The 22,064-nt window shown below is 39.2% G+C and carries 15 protein-coding genes; 7 read left to right on the forward strand and 8 right to left on the reverse strand.

Translation table 11 applies throughout. The annotated features are described in order from the left end of the window. Positions 1-207: 207 nt before the first annotated feature. Both AC4MRQ_RS16970 and AC4MRQ_RS16975 read left to right on the forward strand, forming a co-directional pair. Positions 208-1,422, forward strand: coding sequence for an acyloxyacyl hydrolase (locus AC4MRQ_RS16970; RefSeq protein ID WP_491198894.1), 1,215 nt, complete (start codon positions 208-210; stop codon positions 1,420-1,422). 50 nt (positions 1,423-1,472) lie between these two features. Next, on the forward strand, positions 1,473-2,036 hold the full coding sequence (locus tag AC4MRQ_RS16975) for a DUF4251 domain-containing protein (RefSeq protein WP_491198895.1): 564 nt from the start codon (positions 1,473-1,475) through the stop codon (positions 2,034-2,036). A gap of 249 nt (positions 2,037-2,285) precedes the next feature. On the opposite strand, the gene AC4MRQ_RS16980 is transcribed toward AC4MRQ_RS16975, so the two are convergent. From AC4MRQ_RS16980 to AC4MRQ_RS16990, 3 genes are all read right to left on the reverse strand, one after another. Next, positions 2,286-5,669 (reverse strand): sensor histidine kinase, encoded by a 3,384-nt coding sequence (locus AC4MRQ_RS16980; RefSeq protein ID WP_491198896.1) that lies wholly within the window; start codon positions 5,667-5,669, stop codon positions 2,286-2,288. Between the two features lie 196 nt (positions 5,670-5,865). After that, positions 5,866-6,513, reverse strand: a complete 648-nt coding sequence (locus tag AC4MRQ_RS16985; RefSeq protein WP_491198897.1) for an urease accessory protein UreH domain-containing protein — start codon at positions 6,511-6,513, stop codon at positions 5,866-5,868. Between the two features lie 423 nt (positions 6,514-6,936). Beyond that, positions 6,937-7,473: an NUDIX hydrolase gene (locus tag AC4MRQ_RS16990; protein ID WP_491198898.1), complete on the reverse strand. Its 537-nt coding sequence runs from the start codon at positions 7,471-7,473 to the stop codon at positions 6,937-6,939. Between the two features lie 112 nt (positions 7,474-7,585). Here AC4MRQ_RS16990 and AC4MRQ_RS16995 point away from each other — a divergent pair, with 112 nt between their 5' ends. After that, positions 7,586-8,182, forward strand: coding sequence for a hypothetical protein (locus AC4MRQ_RS16995; protein ID WP_491198899.1), 597 nt, complete (start codon positions 7,586-7,588; stop codon positions 8,180-8,182). A 377-nt stretch (positions 8,183-8,559) separates the two neighbouring features. Here the strand turns inward: AC4MRQ_RS16995 and AC4MRQ_RS17000 are convergent, their stop codons facing one another. From AC4MRQ_RS17000 to AC4MRQ_RS17020, 5 genes are all read right to left on the reverse strand, one after another. Next, positions 8,560-10,149: a YfcC family protein gene (locus tag AC4MRQ_RS17000; RefSeq protein ID WP_491198900.1), complete on the reverse strand. Its 1,590-nt coding sequence runs from the start codon at positions 10,147-10,149 to the stop codon at positions 8,560-8,562. Positions 10,150-10,671: 522 nt separating this feature from the next. Beyond that, positions 10,672-11,415 (reverse strand): hypothetical protein, encoded by a 744-nt coding sequence (locus AC4MRQ_RS17005; protein WP_491198901.1) that lies wholly within the window; start codon positions 11,413-11,415, stop codon positions 10,672-10,674. A gap of 280 nt (positions 11,416-11,695) precedes the next feature. Beyond that, the gene (locus AC4MRQ_RS17010) at positions 11,696-12,094 is read right to left on the reverse strand and encodes a hypothetical protein (protein WP_491198902.1); all 399 of its coding nucleotides are present in this window, start codon (positions 12,092-12,094) and stop codon (positions 11,696-11,698) included. Positions 12,095-12,750: 656 nt separating this feature from the next. Next, the gene (locus AC4MRQ_RS17015; RefSeq protein WP_491198903.1) at positions 12,751-13,443 is read right to left on the reverse strand and encodes an acyl carrier protein; all 693 of its coding nucleotides are present in this window, start codon (positions 13,441-13,443) and stop codon (positions 12,751-12,753) included. Between the two features lie 97 nt (positions 13,444-13,540). Next, positions 13,541-14,731 (reverse strand): DUF438 domain-containing protein, encoded by a 1,191-nt coding sequence (locus AC4MRQ_RS17020; protein ID WP_491198904.1) that lies wholly within the window; start codon positions 14,729-14,731, stop codon positions 13,541-13,543. A gap of 772 nt (positions 14,732-15,503) precedes the next feature. Between AC4MRQ_RS17020 and hutI the strand changes: the two genes are divergently transcribed. From hutI to AC4MRQ_RS17040, 4 genes are all read left to right on the forward strand, one after another. Next, complete coding sequence (hutI, locus tag AC4MRQ_RS17025; protein ID WP_491198905.1) at positions 15,504-16,751, forward strand: imidazolonepropionase; 1,248 nt, start codon at positions 15,504-15,506, stop codon at positions 16,749-16,751. 50 nt (positions 16,752-16,801) lie between these two features. After that, on the forward strand, positions 16,802-18,490 hold the full coding sequence (gene ftcD, locus AC4MRQ_RS17030; protein ID WP_491198906.1) for a glutamate formimidoyltransferase: 1,689 nt from the start codon (positions 16,802-16,804) through the stop codon (positions 18,488-18,490). A gap of 224 nt (positions 18,491-18,714) precedes the next feature. Beyond that, positions 18,715-21,018: a beta-N-acetylhexosaminidase gene (locus tag AC4MRQ_RS17035; RefSeq protein ID WP_491198907.1), complete on the forward strand. Its 2,304-nt coding sequence runs from the start codon at positions 18,715-18,717 to the stop codon at positions 21,016-21,018. Between the two features lie 191 nt (positions 21,019-21,209). Beyond that, a partial coding sequence (locus AC4MRQ_RS17040; RefSeq protein ID WP_491198908.1) for a peptidase M64 N-terminal domain-containing protein occupies positions 21,210-22,064 on the forward strand: 855 nt, incomplete at its 3' end.

The raw sequence follows: 22,064 nt of genomic DNA on the forward strand, positions 1-22,064 counted from the left end.
TTCTATGACTCTAAACGCAGTTAACTCATTGGGGAAATTAAATTTTACCACATTAAGCAAATTTGATTCCATAAAACCTTAATAATTCTTAAACTTTTATATGTATCTTTTTGTCGTATTAAGAAAGTCAACCAAAACAAAGTTGTAATTTTGAAACATCATTCTAAGAATGTCTAAACCAGAATTATACATTTTAACAACCTAAATATGAAAGCTTTTGCTATTGCCCTCTTACTCATCTATGGCCTAAACCTAAGTGCTCAAAAATCAAACAAAAAAGATTCTCTTAAAACAGATAATAAGCCCAAGCGCTATAATTCATTGTCCTTGAGGTATCATGCCGGCAGGGTTTTGCAGACTAACGATTTCCTTAAAGGAGAAAATGATGCCAACCAGGTAATTGATTATTACCAGGCACTTTCAATAAACTATAGTGTACAGTCTGATGGAACAAAAGAATGGCACCATATTTTTAATTTTCCTTATTATGGCTTTGGTTTTTACAATGCCAATTTCTTTAATGTTGATGAACTGGGGACTCCAACTGCTTTATATGGTTTTATTGGCTTTCCGTTTAAACAAGATGAAAAAAGTAAATGGGGATACGAACTTGGATTTGGATTAGCTTACAATTGGGAGCCTTACAATGAGTTTGACAATCCTTTTAATGTGGCAATAGGTTCATACCGGACTGTTTATATCGATGCCAACTTGTTTTACCAGTATTATCTGAATCCAAGGTGGAGCGTGAGAGGTTCATTTGGATTTACTCATTTCTCTAACGGAGCACGAAAAAAACCTAATAGTGGAATAAACTTACTATCGCCTTCTATCGAAGTTAGTTACAGCTTTAAGGATCGACCTATATTAATTCGCCAACCTCAACCAGCTTATGAGCAGCATTATGAGCTTGCTATTCAATTGGGAGCCGGAACAAGTAATGTTTTGTATAATAACCCCAACGAACCAACTCCACCAGCTGTTAATGAAGGTACCGCTGATGTTATGCACTCCTACCTAAACTTATCTGCAGCAGTATTAAAACAAGCAACGTGGAAAAACAAGTTTGGTGCTGGAATTGACCTTACTTATGATGAGAAAGCTAATGTTGTTGTAACAAACCCGGAAGATGGAAGCGAGGAACCTATTGTAGAATTTGCTGATAAACTGTCGGACAAGCTTATACTGGGTATATTTGGAACCTATGAATTTACAGTAGACCGACTGTCAATAGCTTCTTATTTTGGAATAAATGCGCTAAGGAAAAAAGGTACAAATAATGATAGGCTTCTTTACCAGAAATTTGGATTAAAATACCACTTTAAAAATGACATGTATGTGGGAATGTTAGTAAAGGCGCATAACTTCTCTGTTGCTGAAGTTATAGAGTGGAATTTAGGGTATCGAATAAAGTGGCACTAATTTTGAAATTACATAACCATTACCTAATTAAAACAATAGGAGGAGTCAGAATGAAAAAGTTAGCATTATTATCATTGGTCCTTAGCCTGACATTATCAGTATTTGGGCAACAAGAGGAAAAAAAACTTACCCGAAAAGAAAGACGTGAAATTCAAAAACAGGAACAGCAAGCTCTTTCAGAACAAATGGCTAAAATTCTGGCTGTAGCAATCGATGAGAAGCAATGGGTTCTTGAGGCCAATACACTTGCCGGAAAAAGAGGCTCAACCGTGAATGTAAATAGCTCGCTGAATTTTGTGGCTGTTGAAGGTGAAGAGGCATTTGTTCAGTTGGGATCTGATTCCAGAATGGGACAAAACGGAGTTGGAGGTGTATCGGTTCGAGGCAGAGTAACCAAGTACGAGGTGAACAAAAACGAGAAAAAAGGAACTTATTTTATCACTCTTTTTGTTTCATCTGCTCTGGGATCATTTGATATCAGACTTGACTGTAATGCGGATGGACAAATTGCTAATGCTACGGTTCAGGGGAACACTTCAAACCGGGTACAATATCGCGGTATTGTTGTTCCTATTCAGCAATCTACTGTCTATAAAGGCACACCTATTATTTAATAATCTTAGAACAGGGAAAGGTCTTTAGTTAAAGTATCACTCATCGCCCGACTAAATTAACCTGATGGTTATTGGTCGGGCGATGAGTTTTGCTCTTTATAGTTTATCAGGTTATAGTAATTAACGAAAATTCAAGAGTCAATATATAAGAATCATTTTTTACGGATCTTATCTTTAATTTGCATTATGGATATAAAGATGCGATCCATATTCTTAAGTTATAAATTATAAACGTTGTAGACATCTACTTTAATTTTCAGACACCCGTTTTTTCTTTTGCTCTTTTTGTTTGTACGGAATATAGAAATTGAAAGTCGTTCCTTCTCCAAGTTTAGATTTCAGCCAAATTTTTCCACCTAACATCCCAACTAACTGTTTAACGATGCTAAGTCCCAAGCCTATTCCACCATGCACATCCTGTCCGTTCTCAACTTTATGGAAAGGAGAAAAAATCTGACGGTGGTATTTTTCTGCAATACCAATCCCGGAATCATCAATAGAGAATAACACTGATTCTTTTGGTACATGCGTCCCATTCCCGATTATATTTGGATCAGCCACTGCTCCTTCCATTACGATTAATCGTACATGTCCCTCACTTGTAAATTTCAATGCGTTGTTTAAAAGGTTTATCAATACCTGTTTTAGTCGTTCCGGATCAGTTTTGATTGATAACTCTTTGTTTTCGAGCTTCACATCAAGTTCATAATCTACCGAAAAACTTTTGACATTCAATTCTAAAGATTTAAACACATCTTTACATAAGCCGTTAACATTAACATCTTTGTACAAAAAGTTTATCTGTCCTGTTTCTATTCTTGAAATATCAATGATGTCGTTAATCAAGACTAACAAACTATCACTACTCTTTTGTACCACGTTGGCAAACTCCTTTCGCTCCTCACTGGTATATACATCATTTGATAACAAGGTAGCAAAACCCACAATTGAATTCATTGGTGTACGAATTTCATGAGACAGGTTGGCCAGAAAGGCTGTTTTTAAACGATCAGCCTGTTCTGCTTTTCTTTTGGCACTTTCTAAATCGGAGGTTCGTTCCTTAACCAAATCCTCCAAAAAAAGTCGATGTTTTTCCAATTCGCCTTTCTGCAACAATACCTCTTCCCGACTACCTTCCAGTTCAGCATACGCTGTTTGCAATTGTTTTGTTCGTTCATCCACCTGGTTTTCCAATTTCTTCCTCAAACCACGCAAATATCTGCTCCGAACCATGTAGATCAGGTAAACTAAACTAAAAAATAAAACAACGATAATGCTTTTAAAAAGCTTACTATTCAGAAAATCGGGTTTAACAATCAGGGTTATTTCATCGCCATTATTATTCCAAAACTGATCGTTATTACAACCTTTTACTTTAAGCTTGTATTTACCTTCGGGCAATGCCATATAGGTTTTTGATCCGGAAGCCATCATGGTATCCCAGGTATTTTCATAACCTTCCAGCTGCCATGCCACCATGTTTTTATTCGAATTCTGATAATTCAAGACTGAGGTATAAAAAGATATCGGATGATGATCGGTTGATAACTCAAGGGTATCGCTGCTAATTACCTCCCAGTTATTGTAAATCACTCCACCAATAACCTCATTATTTTCTTCAAATAAATATGAGCTCAGGTCAACATTGGGTAATTCAGTATTATAGCAAAACTCTGCCGGATTAAATTCCACAAATCCGCCTATTCCTCCCATTAATATATTTCCATCTACACTTTGATGATGGGCCTTCCCGTTAAATTCGCGACACATGGTGCCATCCCGCCTTCCGAAACTGAGAATCTGATTATCCTTTATTGAATAACGCAGTATTTTGGAATTGGTATTCATCCACAGATATCCTTCGTTATCCTCATAAACTGTGTATATATTGGTGGATAGTAATTCATTAATTTCAACCCGGCTAACTTTTCCTGATACTTTATTATACTTAAGCAATCCGGTGCCATAAGTGGCTATCAATACTGTACTGTCATCCATCGTATGAAGGTGCATGATACGATTGTAACTTTTATGGCCTGTTTCAGATACCAAGGCTGTTGATATTCTTTTAAATTCTTTTGTTTCCACATTAAAGGAGGTTATAAATCCACCCTTATCTCCTATCCAAAGAACTCCATGCTTATCAAAATTAGCTGTGGTAACTTTTAAATTCCCCTGATGCCTGTATTCATCAGGATACGGATATTGCTGGTACTCCTCACTTGATGGGTTAAACTCAATAACACCATCATAGGATATCAACCATAATTTTCCATCGTAGGTCTTAATATCTTTTATAACATTCAGGCTTCGCTTAAATGAAGTATCTTTAAACCTGATTCGTTTATGAGCATCGGTTTGCAGGTTGACAGCCAACAAACCATCAAAAGTGCCTAACCAAAGCGTTTTATTGGCATCCTCATAACCGCATGAAACTGTATCATTATAAAAAACAGAACCATCTTTGGATTTAAACACTTCTGTCTTATGCCCTTTTCTTTTCCTGAACAATCCATTGAAAGTCCACCACCAATAACTTTCGTTCGAATCTTTAAATAAGAAAAAAAGGTTGTCTGCCCGGCTATCATTATTATTTCCTGTTTGATACTGTGTAAACCTGGTATCTCTCCTGGCATATTTACTAAGACCATCTTTGGTGCCTACCCATAACAGATCGTGCGCAGAGGAGTAATGCAATGCACCAATCCAGTTATTAACCAGTGCACCATCGTTACCATTGGCCTTATATCTATTCATCAGTTGCCCATCGCTGTTAAAGTGCAGAAGGCCATCTCCTCTTGTTCCAAGCCAAATATCCCCCTTACTGTCAACCTGATGGCAACTTAATACAGATTCACTTTCATCCTTAGTGAAAATAACTCTTTTCTCGCCGCTACAAATATTTTTTCTGACAAGCTTATCTCCAAAGCCAACCAATAAAATTGAGTCATTCAAAAAGCTTATATCTCTGACGATATTCGAACAATTGCAAAATGAAGCCTTATCCAGTTTGTAATCTCCATCCTTAAATTTATCTACGGTGTATTCATAAAGGCCATAATTTGTTCCAATGTATACATGTCTATTTCTAGTTACAATATTATGCGCATCATATCCATTAAGGTGATCTTTAATTACAAGATCCACAAATACTTTATTTGTGATATTGTAGGCCTGCAAACCATAATCTCCTGTACCAATCAACAACCAATCATCCACTTGCCCGATGGCATTAATCATTCTTAAACCATTAGGATGATCTTTATCTTCGGGACGCTGGAGTCTTTCAAATTTAAAGGTATTCAGGTTCATGATATTAACTCCCCCGAAATTGGTACCTACCCAAAGTCTTTCTTTGTTTTTATCGACCAAAAGTGTTGTAACGTGGTTACTAGATAGTGAAAGCGAATCTTTAGGGCTATATCTGAAATTATCGAAGTAGATACCATCATAAAGGTAGAGCCCATCGGTAGTACCAATCCAGGTATATCCTAAAGAATCCTGAACGACACATTCAATATGGGTATCAGTCAACCCATCAGATTCTCCATAACTCTGAAACCTTACTTCCTGCGCATCTAATATAAAGCTGCAATTGAATGCGACAATAATTGCGATCAAAAACCTTTTCAATTCTCCCCAATTTATATAGTTCCCACGGTACTATCCCCAAATATTTCAATTTAAAGATAGAATTAAACTTATATATAACACAATGGAAGGTTAGATTTTAGCTGTTAATGAAGTATCAAGTACAGAGCACAAGGTATTAAGACTATTTACAAGATTTAAGTGTATGTTTCTGACACATGAATTATCCTTCATATTATTAAAGCCCTAAAACCTGTATAGCCAATCCAGATAAGAAGATAACAAAACCTGCAATCGGATGCCCCAAGTTTTCAAATCGTCTTAAATTAACAAATGACAAACCATAAGACACGGCTAACACTGCTCCAGTCATTGTAATGAGTGTGATAATCCCAAATACACTCGTCACCATAATCAATGAGCTCACACTTTCCATTGCAGCCGGATACATTAATATTGGAATGAGTGGTTCACACGGTCCTAAAGCAAAAATGATAAACAATACCCACGGTGTTATATTTTTTGAATTCCCTTCTGTCTTAATGTGGTTGTGATTATGTTTTTTGTACCACCTGCGAATACCCCACAAAGCATATAATAATCCAAATGCTATTAATGCCCAGGCTGCCAGATTTCCTCTGAACGACTCAAACCAGTTAAGTTTCTCCACTTGCATCTCAAGTGCGATCCCTATCATCCCGACAACAACCGAACTAAGTATATGTCCTACTCCACAAATTACCGTTAAGCCTAGTATTTTACTTATCTTCCATTGGCGTGCTTTACCAATCATTATAAATGGCAGGTAATGGTCGGGTCCAAATAATGTATGAAAGAAACCTATTGATGCCGCACTGATAACAAGAACCTGTAACTCCTGACTCATTTTTTCTTTTAAAAATAGAAAATAATGATTTAAGAACTGGTTAAATAAAATCTGCTCTTCCTTATTTATTTTTAGTCTAAATCGCTGTCTAGTCGATTTATAAATTAGGGCAATCGTATTTAAACAATTTATGTTCCCAACTCAAATCATTGCAATGTCGTTTAGTTAAAAGATTCTTTCTATGATTTTCTTTTTATTGGGACGTTGTCCCAAACCCTACTTCAAGCTGAAATAATTAAGAATACTCAATTCTTAATCATTCCGATGTCATTACTACAAAAAGCTAAGCAAAAAAGTCTAGAGCAATAGAACCCTTCAACCCACACCAGCCTTCAATTCCGGCAGACACACATCCCCCTCAAGTGCGCCTTTGAAGACCTCTCGCCAACTCCGGCCCGGACTATTGCTCTGGCCTACGCTGCTTTAAATGCGATTGCCATGAACTATGTAGGCTTTAATAATATTCCTGATGGAATCAGAACTAACTTCCTGAAAATCTATTTCTGCCGGATTTATAAACTCGTATCCTGAGATATCATCCTGAGCATGCATATTATCCAGGCTTTTTACCTGGCAAACAAAACCTAAATCAATGGTATAAACGGTATACCCTGAAAAGACATACTGGTTAGGGAAGGATACCAGGTATTTGAAAGATGTTATATCCAGGTTTAGTTCTTCTTTTATTTCCCGCAATAAACAATCTTCAACAGTTTCCATTGGATCGACAAATCCTCCGGGAAGGTCGAGCATTCCTGCATTGGGTTCAACAGCGCGGCGGGTTAAAAGGATATTCCCTTCATCGTTAACAATAATTGCAGCAACTGCACAAGCTGAATTTATAAAAAAATGGAAGCCGCAATCATGGCACTTAAAAGATTTTGAGCCGTCAAATAAAAAGTGCGATGAGCCGCACTTGGGGCAGTATTTTAAGACATTTCCTGGTTGAGTTGCATTCATAATCTAGTAGGTGTTTAATACTATTTAACATTAATTTATTTGATTATCTGAGTAATTACAATGTATATTTGTATGGACTAAAATACATAAGTAATCCCAAACTAATCCTAAGATGCCCAAAAGAAAAAATCCTCCTCTGCCTGAGACGGCCTACGATGTACTGGCGTTGGTCCTTCAACTAAAAAAGCATCCTACGATTACCAATCTATACTTTGATAAAAACAAACAATTGTACCGAAGAACACGATGGGGATTTGAAAAGGCTGATAAGTATAATTTAAAAATTGCGTTGCTACGTAAAGAATATCGCTACGATCAACTAAAGGATGATTACGATAACCTTTGCCAGGAGTATGAACAGTTATTAAAACGTAAGACTGGCTTACTACATCATCTGGAAGCAGCCAACGATAAGCTAAAGGAAGCCCGAAAGGAAAAGGGTTTTTTTAAGAAACATCTGAAAGAGGTACTGGACAAAAACCTTTCGATTGAGAAGCGTATGGAACGTATGCTCAACCAGGAGGAAAATCAAAAGAACCAAATTGATAAACTTAAGAGCACAAAAGATAACCTGCTTGAAAGCAACCAGCTTTTAACGGATAAAACCCGTCAACAGAAAAGCCAGATTAATTCCTTGCAAAAAGCCGTGGAACAGCTTAAAGAAAAGCTCAAAGGGCAATTAATTGAGAATGGTTCGGAGGTTCATTAATTGGGTAGTATTGTTTCAATGAACTTACCAGTAGGTTGTGCAAAATTCTAAAAAATTATCTGGCAATTCTGGTCTTTTCATCATCCATAAATATACAAAAAGAGTAAATTCCAACTTAATTTGGGAGTTTTACGGATCGTATCTTTATTGGCATTATGGTTATAAAGATACGATCCGTTTCACGTAATAACCCCAGTCATCAAGTTAAAGCTGAAGGTCTGAAACATCCTTTAAATATCAAACTTTCAGCCTGATTCTCACATCATATGATAGATGAGGGGCGGTGCCCCTCGTTGTGAAGTATCAGACTTTCAGTCTTATAATATGTTTCGTCCTTTCAGGACTGGGAAGCGAGTCTAAACAATTGGGATATTTCTTTAAAAACCATTCAATTCCATTGTTACAGTTGGGATTAATAACAGGAAGCCCAGTATAGTCATAATGATGATTAGTGGAGCAATCCATTTAACCCACTTGGTATATGGTATTTTGGCAACACCTAATACGCCGATTAAAACTGGTGAAGTGGGCGTGATCATATTGGTAAATCCATCGCCAAACTGAAAGGCCATAACGGTTGCCTGGCGCGATAAACCAATCAGGTCGCTGAAAGGAGCCATAATTGGCATGGTTAAGGCGGCTTTAGCTGATCCACTCGGAATAAAGACATTAATGAGTGTTTGAATACCATACATGATGCCTACGGAAGCAATATTACCCAAATCGCTCATGGATTGTGCCATGCTGTGCAGGATGGTGTGTACAATCTTACCGTTTTCAAGAATAACAATGATACCACCAGCCAGACCAACAACCAATGCTGCTGACATGATGTCTTTTGCACCTTCCAAAAACAATTTGGTGATTTTATCGGCATCATTACCCATGGATACTCCTGCAAGAATACCCATTGCCAGGAAGAGGGCTGCAATCTCAGTGATATACCATTCGTAGCCCATTACGCCAATGATCAGAAACAGGATGGTAAATAACAGCAGGTTAAGAATAAAGAAATGGACTTTTTTACGCAATGAGATCAATCCGTTTATGGCGAAAAATCCTGCCATAACAGGCATCACAGGCCAGGTAACACCTTCGCCACCTCCCATCTTAAGGGTGGTCATCGGGTGTTTATAGGCAAATAATATCAATACAACTGTTGTTAATGCATAAACCCACCAGGCTGCTACAGAGGTTTTATCTTCCAAACCTTCGATGGTACCGGCATTACGTTTACGCCAGTATTCGTCTTCTTCATATACGGCTGATGACTTAGGGTTCTTTTTGATTTTACGGGCATACCAAAGAATATAGGCAAAGCCGATTACATTAATAACAAGCCAGCATACCAGGCGATACTCAAAGCCTGAGAATAAGGGTAGTTCGGCCAGTCCCTGTGCAATACCAATGGTAAAAGGGTTCAGTACGGCTCCAGCAAAACCTAAACCGGCCGCAACAAATACAATTCCTACTCCTGTGATGCTATCATAGCCCATTGAAATAGCGAGGGGAACCAGCACCACCATAAATGCAATGGTTTCTTCACTCATGCCAAAAACGGCTCCAAATATGGAGAACATTAACATGATCAGGATCAGAATCAGGTTATTGGCTCCTACTGCTCGAATGGCCTTGTATTTATCCAGCCTCTTAACAAAGTCGAGGAATGAGAGTATCCCCACATCAATGGCGCGGGAGTCATTCATAATCCAGAATGCACCACCTATCATCAGAATGAAGATGATAATGCCTGCTCCTTTTTCAAAACCATGTACCATGGCTGCAAACACTTCCCATGTCTGCGGTTGACTTTCGATGCTTTTAAATACCATTTCGGTTTGTTCAACTCCATTAACAACCTTGGTTTCTTTAACGTACTCACCTCCGGGTACAAACCAGGTGGCTATGGCGGCAAAAACAATCAGCGAGAATACTATGACGTAGGTATGCGGGACTTTTTTAAACATATTTGTTAGAATCAAGATTTAAGACATAAGTATCAAGACAATATAAACGGTGGCAAAAATAGGATTTTAGTTGAAACACAGAGGTGCTGTAAAGCAGAGTTTTTTTTGAAGAGGGGGAGATGGAAGACGGAAGACCGAGGACGGGAAAGGTGAGAGTTGAGAGATGAGTGATGAGTGGTTAAGTGACAGAGGACAGAAGATGGGGGACCGAAACTGTATGGAGTATATAGAGTGCTTGCCATGCACATCGCACGGATAACTGACTTGCCGTCGCAATAGCTCCTTTCCCCGCCGCAATAGTATCTCTTCCTGTTGCTAATATATATGTTCCCGTCGGTTTCAATTTTGCCTCCCGTTGCCAAAGTAAAGGCTCCCGTTGCCATAGCAATATTTACCGTTAGTAAACCAGTGCTGCCTGTCGAAAAAGTACTGGTTCCCGTCGGTGCAATACCCTTTTATGTCGTGTAAGGCCTACAAAAAAGGGTGCCGAAGCACCCAAATGATTTACTGTTGTTTATTCAACTATGCTTGTTTTTCTTTTAGCGAGCGGCGATAAGCTTTAGCCTGGTCACGTTGATACTTACTCGAATAACCTTTCACATGCTCCGGGTCGTTACGAAACGCAAATTTCCCGTAATCGCGTATCTCGTCCACCACTGCCTTAAGCAAGGTATAAGTTTTGTCGCGTATCAGCTTACGTTCGTCATCGCGGTAAAGATAACCGTTGGCCGCCGATAGCACGCCACTCATCTCGCTTACCATGGTTTTGGCGGCTTCAAATTTAGTGGTATCGTAGTTAATGGCCTGTACCGGCTTCGGGTTTTCAGTACCTAATAGAGCCAGGCGAGCCAGGTCTTCAATGGCATCGGCATGCGAGTTGCCTTCTTCAATAGCGGCAATTTGATCCATCAGGCGTTCGTCTTTGCGGAAAGCAAAAGCCAGATGTTCAATAATATCCTTTCGTAATTCATAAAGGGCTGGCGACTTTTCTTTCCATAACTCAAGGGCCTTTTTACGTTCGCTTTGCTGCTCCTGCCAGTTAACTTCGGCAGCAAACAAGGCGGCACGTAGTTTACCAAGGCGCTCTCGTAGCTCGGGCGGCATACCAAGTTCAAGTAGTTCTGTAATATCGAGGCCCACACGCTCGTGCAGGTTGCCTGCTTCTTGTACAGCCACACTAATAGGGATATTACTCGGCTTGATATCCTCCTTGTTTAATTGCTTAATTTCAGGAAGCATCTCCTGAAGTATTTCATTTTCACTCATAAAGTAGATTGATTAAAAATGATACTCTAATAGGCACGTATCATATTGCGCCATCTTTCCTTTCTGATGTTGTTTCCTTTACGTAATTAAATGGGTTTTCTTTTTAGGTGATGTCTGCGACTTGGTTTGGCAGCTCAACGATAAATTGGATGTTGTCGTGGCGGTTGCGGCGTGCGTCTGTGTCGACTGATAGGGAGACCTGACGCGGGACGCGACCGACGCGCCTGGGCTACACCCGCCATGCAATATGCCAAAGTGTTGGCATTTCGTTTTTTTGCTTTTAATCTGGCAAAGTCCTGCCTGATATTTCTACTCTACCATTATTAATCATTGAATTTGGGTCATCATTCGGAAGAGTTTCTGATTCAGAACTAGTTAACCCTCCTTCTGGAGTCCAGGTGGCAGTAATACTTAATGAGCCCTGATAAGGAACATCTCCATAGGCTGCTGCTTCTAATCCAAGTCCAGCTCTCACTTGAATGTTGATTGTCCATGGAGAACTTACATTTGATAGTTCTACTAACTCTCCTTTGTCATCTCTATATTCTACCTTGTTAATGGTTGCTCCATTTGATGCTAGAACCGTATATGTAATATCATACATTAATCTTGGTGGTTCTTCATCTTTTGAACACGAAAAAAGAATTGTGACTGCGACGATAAATAATAGTTTTTTCATAATGCATTTTTTTTAGAATGAAAATATATTTATTACCACTCATAAGTTACAAAAATTGTCTAACTCATTTTTAATGAAGCCAACGTAAGTATAAAGTGCAATGCACTTTACATCTACTGTTTGTTTCTTTATTTATCTTGCTGAAATACAGCTTTATTATTTGCATTATTGTTTCTATTAAAGCTTTGTCTTTTGCAAGAGATTTTATCTAGTACTCTCTGACAATACATACTTCTAAACCTTTATTATTCTGCTGTACCACCCCCTTATTTCCGATTTATGCCTCACCTGGCAGGGCAGCTAACACCAATTACCTGCAACAACGAGCTTGCTGTGCATTATATAATTGACCATTTCCGATTAGTGAATACTAAAATAGAATTTAATTTCAAAAACACATCATTATGTTGATAAAATATTATTTAGCGTTGAGGAGTAACTGAATATTGGTGATGAATGTGTTTTTTGGCACCGAGCCGTGGATGGATGATAGAGGACGAAGGACGGGGATAAAAAGTCCGAAGTTCGGAAGTGGCTGGGATATTGAAACCCGTCAGGTTTTGGACACCTGACGGGTTTGGTATTTCGATACTGTCAGTATCTATTTCTTACAATAACTTTTGATCGGAAGCATACAAACAATGCAGTTGTATTTATTAATTAAGGCCAAGGTCATTAACAAAATGAGCATCCAAAGTAATTTCCTCCATGTCAACTCCAATCTTATCGTGAATAATATACTTTAGCACATGTAACACATCGTTTTTATCTCTTATTGACAAGTCCAGGTTTTTAATGCTCAAAGGTAATATTGCCATAACCAGGTTACGCATGTTACTATGCGATGGGTACTTTTTCAAGTGACGCGTCAAACGCCAAATAAGATAAGTAAGCGATATAAAACCAAGCACATAAAGCAACAGCAGGTAATTAGATGTGATAAATACGGTTATCAATAACACTATGGCCGCACTGATGAATATAAATGATAAGGTATTTAACAGACCTGATAGTTTTTTCGAGCGTTTTAAATCTGGCATATTAAAATAAACCTCATCTTGTATAGCTTTCCACTTTTCCTTGATGGTTTCCGACATAAAGATGGTGTCCAATTGAGTTTCCGGCTTAATACCTTTTTTCTCAATCATACAATGCCGACTCATCACTTCTCTTAATTTATAAAATAAAACCTGTGTCTGACATTTATGGTGTTTGCTGTAATCAATCTTACTGAGGATGAGCTCGTAGAATTTACCCACCGTTTCTACACTTTCTGCTTCCGGGTCTGAAATGCTTATTTGAAAGGTATTTTCTACATCCACTATAAGTTCTACACTATCTAATCCCATTTGTTTGTTTTATTGTAAATTGTCAAATAACATAGCTACTTCTTTCTCATTTCCCTTCTTTCACAGCTCTCTTTCATCACTCACCGCCACACCTTCTCTACCAATCGAGCAGACGTTTTTCTCCTTCGAGGGCTTTGATATGGGTAACCTCCTGTGATACCTCTATAACTCCTTTGTAGTTGCCTTTTTCATCACGAACGGCAAAATATTGAATAAGGATGTATTCTCCTTTCATCTTGATCCAAAAGTCTGCCTGGCTTTTTTCTCCACTTTTAAATGAGTCAACTATTTTTTCAACCACATGTACACTCTCCGGCGGATGACAATTGCTGACTTCTCTTCCAATTATCGCTATTGTACGCGGGAAAATGCGCTTCTTAGGGGTTGAGAAATAACACACTTTATCATTTTCATCTACATAGGTGATATCTACTGGCAGGTGATTAAATATGAGTTTTATTTGTTCTATCGACAAAGAACCTGTTCCTAAATTAGCCAAGCCATCATTGCTTGCTTGTTCCGTTTGCTCCGTGGCAACACTGGTAGGTTGTATGTAAGGATATCCCATCTCAACAGCTTCTTTATTCATGCGGTTCAAATCCCGTTCTTTAATGGTTGAAAGGATCAATGGAAACAAAATCCGTTCTTCCCTGAATTTGATCGCCATCATATTAAAGAAGACATCGCCCACACTTTTATTAAACAACTTGAAGTCGGTAACTCCTTCGTCCAACTGAGAAATCACATATTTGATGTTTCGCCTGATATCGTCGTGAAACGACCACATGATCTGAAGGCAGCGGTAATCGGGCCATGCCTTTTCTATGGCCGGAAAGAGTATATTCTCTTTGATGGTATAATGCTTTGCAAATACTTCTAACTTTTTAAAAGCAGTAAGCAGTTGTTTTGTTATTGCTTCGTCTTTGGTTTCCTGTATGAATTTCTTAAAGAGCGGACGAATCTCGGTTAATACATCCACCATCTTCTGGTTGTTACTTTCCAGAACGGCCAAAAAGCTATCGGGCTTGGGTTCTATAATAGGGTAGTTTTCTATTGCCTGGTGAAAAATATTCAGCACTTTATTTGTTAAGGGCTTCAGGTCATCAACCTTCACTCCTTCTTTTATTAATTCGTCAAACAGGGTAATAAAATCCTCCGGAATAACTGTCTGGATAAAATCTTCGTTCTCTATTATAAATGGTCTGGCATTTCCGGTTTCTAAAAGAAGTTTAGATACTTCAATAAGTTTTTTAACGCGAACGGCCTTTTTATTGGTAAATTCTGACATAATATTCTTTTAGTCTTTTGTTTTTTAGTGCGACAAAAGGTATGGATTTATATTGAGAATTTCTTATTAGGAAATTTATGGGTAAATGATTTTGTGGATTACCAGAATATTCAATTTCAACTGATGTCCTCTAGCCGGACAGGCTTTTCATTTTTGTCATGACACAAAAACGAAACAAAAAAGTCTAGGCTGTCTATAAAAATCGATTAATTTATTGGTGTATGCTAAGTGCGGCTGGGTGATCTTCGATTCAAGTTCTCAGCTTCCCAGTCTTACTAAGCAACACCTACTAAATACATCACTTTTTATAGAAGGCCATTGGTAAAAAGATGGACTCAGATTCAATACGAACTACAATTCATGTAGCGCTCTTTCAGAGCTTAAGGTAAATACTTTACATGTGTGATAGGCCTGCGACCTACCCTGTTATGTGTCGCACTTTCAGTGCTTTTCCTTATTGCATTTCGTGATATTGATAACATTCTCCTCACTCTCCCTGTACTTCGGACTCTGCGCTTCGGACTTTTTCTCCCACCTTCTGTCCCCCGTCCTCGGTCAACATTCTTCTCATTCCCCAATTTCAACCACTTATCGTTCATATCTCACCGCTCATCTCTATTTTCTCACACCTTATCGATCTCCACTGACTTCTGTCGATCTACTACTAATGCCTTATTACTACTGACTAATTACCCAATTGATTAAAATCATAGACTTACTATCAACAATTGTCCTACTTTTAAATCCGTAAAAATCAGATAAACAAGTCCTGATGAAACAACTATTAATCAAGAACATAAAGCAACTGGTTCAGACTGAAAAAGAGAACCAGCCATATATTGCCGGAGCCCGGATGGCTCAACTTCCTGTTATTGATAATGCGTACTTGTTAATTAAAGGTGCATATATCAATGACTATGGTAAAATGCCCGATTTAAACGAATCATCGTTACCGGCTGACATTGAAATCATCGATGCAACAGACCGTTTGGTATTGCCAGCCTGGTGTGATTCTCATACTCATTTGGTTTATCCTAAAAGCCGTGATGTGGAGTATGTGGATAAGATCAAAGGTTTGAGCTACGAAGAGATAGCCGCTCGCGGTGGCGGTATATTAAATTCGGCCAAACTGATGCAAACAGCCAGTGAAGACCAATTGTTTGAAGATGCAATGGTTCGTCTGGAAGAGATTATCAAATGGGGTACCGGAGCCGTTGAGATTAAAAGTGGTTATGGCCTAACACTGGATAGTGAGCTGAAGATGCTTCGTGTGATCAAGCGTTTAAAAGAAGCCAGTCCGTTAACCATTAAGTCAACCTTCCTTGGTGCACACTCTATTCCGATGGAATACAGAGGAAAGCAAGAGAAGTACGTTGACCTGGTGATCAATGAGATGTTACCTGCCGTTGCGGAAGAGAAACTGGCTGATTATGTAGATGTATTCTGCGATGTGGGCTTTTTCACGGTTGAAGATACTGATCGTATTTTGGAGGCATCGGCCAAATATGGCTTAACTCCTAAGATTCATGCCAATGAGCTGGACTACTCCGGTGGTATCCAGGTTGGAGTTAAATATAAGGCCCTATCGGTTGATCACCTTGAATTTACGGGTGAGGAAGAGATGAAGGCATTGAAAGATTCCGGCACAATGCCAACCATCTTACCTGGTGCTGCTTTCTTCTTGAATATGGCTTATGCTCCTGCCCGTCAGATGATGGAAGCCGGCTTGCCTGTTGCTTTGGCGTCTGATTTTAACCCAGGTTCATCACCATCGGGTAATATGCAGCTGATTATGGCTATGGGAAGTATTTTGTATCGCATGTTACCGGAAGAGGTGATTCATGCCGTCACCAAGAATACCGCTTATGCGATGGGTATTGATAAAGAACTTGGCTCGATATGCGTTGGTAAGAAGGCTAATGTGATTATCACCAAGCCAATTCCAGGCATTGAGTATTTACCATATGCTTATGGTGAGAATAAGGTGGAGACGACAATTTTGAATGGAACTATTCGATAATGGTTCCGGGTTTCGAGTTTAAGAACAAATCGACAAAAACATATAATACTATGCAACAATTAATAGAATGCGTTCCTAATTTTTCTGAGGGATGCGACATGACTATCATCGACAAGATTACCGATGAAATCAAAAAGATAGATGGCGTTAAGCTGATTGACGTTGATCCGGGACAGGCTACTAACCGTACTGTAGTAACCATTGTTGGTACTCCAAATGAAGTTTGTGAAGCTGCTTTTCAGGCTGTTAAGAAGGCGCAGGAGTTGATTGATATGCGCTCTCATAAAGGTGCTCACCCACGCTTTGGAGCAACGGATGTATGTCCTTTGGTTCCGGTTGCCAACATCAGCATGGAAGAAACAGTTGAGTATGCACATAAGTTGGCTGAGCGCATCGGAACGGAATTGAATATTCCAATCTACTGCTATGAGTTTGCTGCTAAGGAAGAGAAACGCAAGAATCTGGCTAACTGCCGTGAAGGAGAGTATGAGGCTATTCCAAAAAGAATTGGAACAGATGAGTGGAAGCCTGATTATGGTCCGGCTGAGTGGAACGAAAGTGTCGCTCAATCGGGTGTTACAGCCGTTGGTGCCCGTAACTTCCTGATCGCTTATAACGTGAATTTGAACACTACTTCAACACGTCGTGCCAATGCTATTGCTTTTGATGTGCGTGAACGTGGTCGCGTGAAGCGTGAAGGTCACCCCGTTACCGGTAGAATTGTAAAAGACGAGAATGGCAACCCGGTGAATATACCTGGTATGTTGAAATCGGTAAAAGGTATCGGCTGGTATATTGAGGAGTATGGTGTAGCACAGATCTCGATGAACCTGACAGATATTACCGTAACGTCATTACACAAAGCTTATGAAGCTGTTTACGAGCGTGCCAATGCACGTGGTATCCGTGTAACAGGTTCTGAAATGGTAGGTGTTGTACCATTACAGGCTATGTTGGATGCCGGTAAGTATTTCTTACGCAAGCAAGAGCGTTCAACGGGTATTCCTGAGCGCGAGATTATCAAGATTGCGGTTAAGTCAATGGGTCTGGATGAGTTGTATCCATTCGATCCTGATAAAAAGATCATTGAGTACATCCTTAAAGATGACAAGAAGCAGTTGATTGATATGAACCTGACTGAGTTTGCTGATGAAACAGCTTCTGAGTCACCTGCTCCTGGTGGTGGTTCTATCTCGGCTTATGTAGGTTCATTGGGTGCTGCTTTAGGTACAATGGTAGCTAACCTTTCGGCTCACAAGCGTGGCTGGGATGAGCGTTGGGAAGAGTTCAGCGATTGGGCTGAAAAAGGCATGGCCGTTGAAAAAGAGCTGTTGGCACTTGTTGATGAAGATACCAATGCTTTTAATAAGATTATGGATGCCATTGGTTTGCCTAAGGGAACTGATGAAGAAAAAGCGGCTCGTAAAAAAGCCATTGATGATGCTACTAAGTATGCGATTCAGGTGCCTTTCCGTGTGATGGAAGTAGCTTACAAAGGCTTTGAGGTGATTCGTGCTATGGCTGAGGTTGGTAATCCTAACTCAGTAACCGATGCCGGTGTTGGCGCATTGTGTGCACGTTCTGCTGTTATGGGTGCTTACCTGAATGTGAAGATCAACGCTGCCGGTCTGGATGATAAGGCTTATGTTGAGAAAGTTCTGGCTGATGGTAAAGTAATTGAGGACAAAGCTATTCAGGAGGAGAAAGAGATACTGGAGATTGTAAATGGGAAGATTTAAGCTGATGCTTATAGCGATTTACATGATGTAAAATATAGAACGGCTGCCTGTTGGGTAGCCGTTTTTTTTTACAAACCCACTAAGTGAATAGAAGTTATAAATACGAAGTATCCCATTCTATCATACATCCATAGGCTTATCTGAACAATATTCACCTATCAAAGCAAACTGGCTCTTCTGCTCTAATTTTATCTTTACAAAACAAAGAACAAATACATTCAGACATGAAACTTAGACATTGTTACCTATTAGGTATTATTATGCTCTTATTGGTAAGCTGTAATCCCCCAAAGCAAACTTCAGAAATTCAAATAATCCCTGAACCACTTTCTATTGAGCAAAACAATGGTGAAGTATTCATCATTAATAATAAGATAAAGATTCAATTGTCTGACTCGGCCTCATTACCGGCTGTTGGTTTATTAAAAGACATTACTAAAAAGGACATTGAGTTGCTTTGGTCTTCTGAAAACACTAATCAGGAAGCTGATTTTGTTTTTAAAATAAATTCTGAGCTTGATTCCTTAACCCATGAAGGCTATGTATTAGATATCAACACTAAACAAGTTCAAATACTTTCGTCTGGTGCTGAGGGCTTGTTCTATGCGGTTGAAAGTATCAGGCAATTACTACCCGCGTCAGTTAAAACCAATGTTCCTTTAAGCCTGCCAGCCTGCCATATATCAGATAAGCCACGTTTCGCCTGGCGAGGCGTGCACCTTGATGTGTCCCGTCATTTTATGCCAACTTCATTCATCAAAAAATACATCGATTATCTGGCCATGCATAAACTCAATGTATTCCATTGGCACTTGGTTGATGGCATTGGCTGGCGCATTGAAATAAAATCACATCCTAAACTAACCAACGTTGGTGCCTGGCGAAAAGTAAAGCCCGGCTTAAAGCCATGGCAGGAATTTGAAGTATGGCGTGAGGGCGATAGTGAAGAGAAATATGGAGGTTTTTATACCCAGGATGAAATTCGTGAGATAGTGGCTTACGCAGCACAAAAACATATAACAGTTATTCCTGAAATAGAATTGCCCGGTCATTCTGAAGTGGTGTTTCAATGCTATCCTCACCTGGCCTGTAAAAATACCAATGGTCAGCACATTAAAAATACTGGTGTTTATTGCGCTTCCAATCCGCAGTGTTATCAATTCCTAGAAGATATTCTGGAAGAAGTGTTAGAACTATTTCCTTCAGAATATATTCATATTGGAGGTGACGAAGTAAATAAAAAACACTGGAAAGAATGCCCTGATTGCCAAAAGATGATGAAAAAGAATGGCTATGATGCACATGAGCTGCAAAGTCATTTTGTTAATCATTTTGATACATGGTTAAAAAACAATGATCGTAAACTAATTGGCTGGCACGAAATCCTTGAAGGTGAATTGTCACCTTCTGCAACGGTTATGTACTGGGGTTCTGACAGGCATGTGAAAGAATATTTAGAAAAAAGCCATCCCACAGTATTGACAACCGGCTCTCACTTGTATTTCGACCATTATCAAAGCATGAGTAAGTACGAACCACAAGCTTTTGGTGGCGATGCTCCTCTTAAAAAAGTCTACGAATATGAACCCATTCCTAATGGGGTCGAGCAACAATATGCCGACCTGGTAATGGGTGTACAGGCTAACGTTTGGACTGAATACATGCCAACAGAACAACAGGTTGAGTATATGTTATTTCCCCGTATTGCAGCCCTTTCGGAGATAGCCTGGCAAGAAGCCGGCACAAAAGACTGGGAGCATTTTAGAAGCAAAATGGATATGATGTTGGAACATTACAAAACCATTGGTGTTAATTATGCTCAAAGTGCATTAAGACCTGAAATAAAATTTGAGCTATTGCCTGAATCACAAAAAATGAAGGTAACAATCACAACTGAGCTAAAGGCTGATATTTATTACACCACAAATGGCAGCGAGCCTACACCACAAACAGGTGCACGCTTTACAAGTGCATTTCAGTTAGATGCCTCTGCTACCATTAAAGCTATTGCTGTTAAAAATGGAGTGGTTTGTGGCGAGACTGAAGTTAAAAAGGCCATTTTACACAAAGCTGCAGGTGCTCAAGTAAAGCTAAATTGTCAACCAACTGAAAAATATTCAGCGAATGGTCCAATTACGCTGGTTGATACCGAATTTGGAGGTGACAAATGGGGCAATGGAAAGTGGCTGGGTATTCTTAACCACGATTTTGAAACCGTTCTCAAATTAAAAGAACCTAAAAACATTCAATTAGTTCAACTCAGCTGCGTTGAAGCAACAGGAGCAGGCATTTTTTATCCAAGTACAATAGAGGTATTCACATCCGATGACGGAAATAATTATACTAAAGCTGGCTCGTGGCAGCTTGAAAAAACTTATCAGAAACCTTGGTCATCAGATGTGACCCATCGTATGTTGCCAGTCGAATTTGATAAAACCAGTACGCAATACATTAAAGTAAAAGCAATTTATCCCCACATAAACGATATGGGTGTGTTTTTATTTATTGACGAAGTAGTTGTGGAGTAATACCAATAATTCCATCAAGTTAGCGTCATAATTGGTATAAAGATATTCGCTCAAATTTATAAAAGCAGCAATATTCATTCTTTTCAAAGAGTAAATACTGCTGTTCTTTTATGCTGTAATGATAAAACGCATACCTTATCTCCTTCTGTTTGCCTAACTTGCCTGTTGATTAACAACTCAATATTCAAGCTATGATTAAAAATTACCTTCTATTAATGGTATTGCTGCTTACGATCTCAAACAGCAGCCAGGCTCAGTACGATTCGTATTTTAGCGATGCTACTATGCGACTTGATTATAACCATATTGGTAATGCCAACGAAGAGCATTTTGCATTCGATCAGATGGTCAATGATGGTGAATGGGCCGGAAGCAAAATTGTATTAATCGATGAGCTACGGCTTGGCAAGTATTTTTTCGAAGTAAAAGAACCTGCAACCAGTAAGGTGCTTTATTCAAGAGGCTATTCAAGTATTTATGGTGAGTGGGAAACTACACCGGATGCTGAAGAGAACTGGGGCAGCTTTCATGAGTCGCTTCGTTTTCCCTGGCCCAAACAGGCTGTTGATGTGACCATATACAAGCGAAATATTAAAAATGGTTTCGATCCGGTATGGACCTATAAAGTCAATCCAAAGCATCATCGTTCTTTTGTCAAACCAGTAACAAATCATTATAACACTTTTGATGTAGTGGTCAACGGACAACCGGAAAAACAAGTAGATATCGTTGTTTTGGGCGAGGGCTATGCCAAGGAAGACATGGATCAGTTTCACAAGGATGCTAAGCGCTTTGCAGACGTTCTGTTAAGCACTGAACCGTTTGCATCGTTCAAAGAAAAATTCTCCATCAGAGCAGTTGAGACACCTGCTCCCCATTCAGGAGTCAATCATCCACATCAGGATATTCACACCCGCTCTGCTTTATCGGTTACTTACGGAGCTTTTAACTCAGAGCGCTATGCATTGGGCTATGATAATAAAACCATTCGCGATGCTTCGGCTGCTGTTCCCGGTTGTAGTTTGTATGGCAGCAATCGTGTACAG

It is taken from the genome of Carboxylicivirga sp., from assembly GCF_982718395.1.

Bases quoted from the DNA above. Each gene is read 5' to 3' on its own strand.
- AC4MRQ_RS17010 (WP_491198902.1), bottom strand. From the start codon at position 12,094: ATGAAAAAACTATTATTTATCGTCGCAGTCACAATTCTTTTTTCGTGT.
- AC4MRQ_RS17005 (WP_491198901.1), bottom strand. From the start codon at position 11,415: ATGAGTGAAAATGAAATACTTCAGGAGATGCTTCCTGAAATTAAGCAA.
- AC4MRQ_RS17020 (WP_491198904.1), bottom strand. From the start codon at position 14,731: ATGTCAGAATTTACCAATAAAAAGGCCGTTCGCGTTAAAAAACTTATT.
- AC4MRQ_RS16970 (WP_491198894.1), top strand. From the start codon at position 208: ATGAAAGCTTTTGCTATTGCCCTCTTACTCATCTATGGCCTAAACCTA.
- AC4MRQ_RS17000 (WP_491198900.1), bottom strand. From the start codon at position 10,149: ATGTTTAAAAAAGTCCCGCATACCTACGTCATAGTATTCTCGCTGATT.
- AC4MRQ_RS17035 (WP_491198907.1), top strand. From the start codon at position 18,715: ATGAAACTTAGACATTGTTACCTATTAGGTATTATTATGCTCTTATTG.
- AC4MRQ_RS16985 (WP_491198897.1), bottom strand. From the start codon at position 6,513: ATGAGTCAGGAGTTACAGGTTCTTGTTATCAGTGCGGCATCAATAGGT.
- AC4MRQ_RS16990 (WP_491198898.1), bottom strand. From the start codon at position 7,473: ATGAATGCAACTCAACCAGGAAATGTCTTAAAATACTGCCCCAAGTGC.
- AC4MRQ_RS16995 (WP_491198899.1), top strand. From the start codon at position 7,586: ATGCCCAAAAGAAAAAATCCTCCTCTGCCTGAGACGGCCTACGATGTA.
- hutI (WP_491198905.1), top strand. From the start codon at position 15,504: ATGAAACAACTATTAATCAAGAACATAAAGCAACTGGTTCAGACTGAA.
- AC4MRQ_RS17015 (WP_491198903.1), bottom strand. From the start codon at position 13,443: ATGGGATTAGATAGTGTAGAACTTATAGTGGATGTAGAAAATACCTTT.
- ftcD (WP_491198906.1), top strand. From the start codon at position 16,802: ATGCAACAATTAATAGAATGCGTTCCTAATTTTTCTGAGGGATGCGAC.
- AC4MRQ_RS16975 (WP_491198895.1), top strand. From the start codon at position 1,473: ATGAAAAAGTTAGCATTATTATCATTGGTCCTTAGCCTGACATTATCA.